The organism is Methylophaga sp. UBA5088, assembly GCF_002414625.1.
Classification (GTDB): domain Bacteria; phylum Pseudomonadota; class Gammaproteobacteria; order Nitrosococcales; family Methylophagaceae; genus Methylophaga; species Methylophaga marina.
Map to the genome: position 1 here is coordinate 3,832 of NZ_DIAC01000100.1, position 1,767 is coordinate 5,598.

The following is a 1,767-nucleotide window of genomic DNA, read 5'->3' on the forward strand; positions in this document are numbered from 1 at the left end:
CATCGAAATTTCTAAGCTGTGAAAAAAGTTAACCACACTACCAAAAAAAGCGCGCTCAAAATTGCCTTTATCTACGCCAGTATATCCATTATATGGATTTTATTGTCCGACAGAATCTTGCACAGTTTATCCTTGGATGCCAAAACAGTCAGCATAATCAGTGTCATCAAGGGATGGGGTTTCGTTCTCCTGACCGCTGTTCTTCTGTATGCAGTGACTCGAAAGTACCTGAATGACTCCAGCAAAGCCGTGCGCAGACAGGTAGAGCTTGAACGGCGTTGGGAATTCGCGCTTGATGTCGCTGGGGACGGTGTGTGGGACTGGCGGCTGGATAAAGAGCGTTATGATTATGCCGGCAGGTGGACTGATTTGTTAAACCAGTGTGGTGGACAAGCTGGACACCAGGAAACATGGCTAAATGTTATCCATCCAGATGATCTGGAACCATTTCAAAAGGCTGTCAATGATCACATACGAGGGCTGACGGAGAGGTTCGAAAATGAACATCGTGTGACCTGTCCCGGGCACAACACGAAATGGCTATTGGCGCGAGGCCTTGGTACTGAACGAGATGCTGATGGCAGAGCGAGGCGGTTCAGCGGAGTGGTTATTGACATCACCAAGCAAAAAGAAGTGGAACATGAACTTAGAATTGCTGCCACTGCATTTGATTCCAATGAAGCCAAAATGATCACTGACACCAGTAAGAGAATTGTCAGGGTTAATCGCGCTTTCACCTTAATCACTGGCTATTCACAGAATGAAGTTATCGGTAAGGACCCCTCCATTCTGAAGTCCGGTATCCAATCCACCGACTTCTATCGTGAAATGTGGCGCAGCATCCATGAAAAAGGCTATTGGCAAGGTGAAATCTGGAATAAAAGAAAAAATGGTCAAGAGTACCCAGAATGGCTTCGAATTAACGTCGTCAAAGACGCCAGAGGTGTGGTGACCAACTATATCGCTTCTTTCAATGATGTCAGTGATTTGAAACAGGCTCGCAGGCAGATTGATCACCTGTCTCATTACGACACACTAACACACCTGCCTAATAAACAGTCCATGATGTCCATGCTCGATGAAGTCACCATGTCTTCAGACAGGACAAGTAAATATGCTGCTTTGATGTTTGTTGATCTGAAAAATTTCAAAGCGCTCAATAGTGCGATGGGTCATAGCATCGGTGATGTCATTCTCGAAGAGTTAAGCGCCAGATTGTCAGATGCTTCTCAACACATCGCTGTTGCAAGGTACGGTGGAGACGTGTTTGCCATACTTGTCAGTCACATTGGAAGTGACATGGACGACGCCGCATACAATGCCCACCAGCTGGCAGAATTAATGATTGCAAAAACCTCGGAACCGGTGATGGTTGATGACTTCCAGTATCGGGCGGATATTCGGGTAGGCATCAGCATTTTTCATCCAAAAGATAATGCTGCCAATGAAGTATTACGTCAGGCAGAAATGGCGATTAATGAAGCCAAAATTCTGGATACCACCGGTATTGTCTTCTTTAATGAAGACATGAAGCTCAGAGTAAACCGACGATTCCAGCTAGAAACCAAGCTACGAGAGGCTATTCCTCAGCAGCTGTTTCTGACTATGCAATTACAAGTAGAGAGCGACGGTCACCCATCAGGGGCCGAGGTGCTCATCCGGTGGAGAGATCCTGATGATGGCATCGTTTCTCCTGCTGAGTTTATCCCCGTTGCTGAAAAAACAGGACTAATCAATCAGATTGGAGACTGGGTTTTATCTTCGGCA

The 1,767-nt window shown here is 46.1% G+C and carries 1 protein-coding gene; it reads left to right on the plus strand.

Annotation, left to right across the window (positions count from 1 at the left end; all coding sequences use genetic code 11):
* Window positions 1-249 precede the first annotated feature (249 nt).
* A partial coding sequence (locus tag B4K20_RS12615) for a diguanylate cyclase domain-containing protein (RefSeq protein ID WP_289283148.1) occupies window positions 250-1,767 on the plus strand: 1,518 nt, incomplete at its 3' end.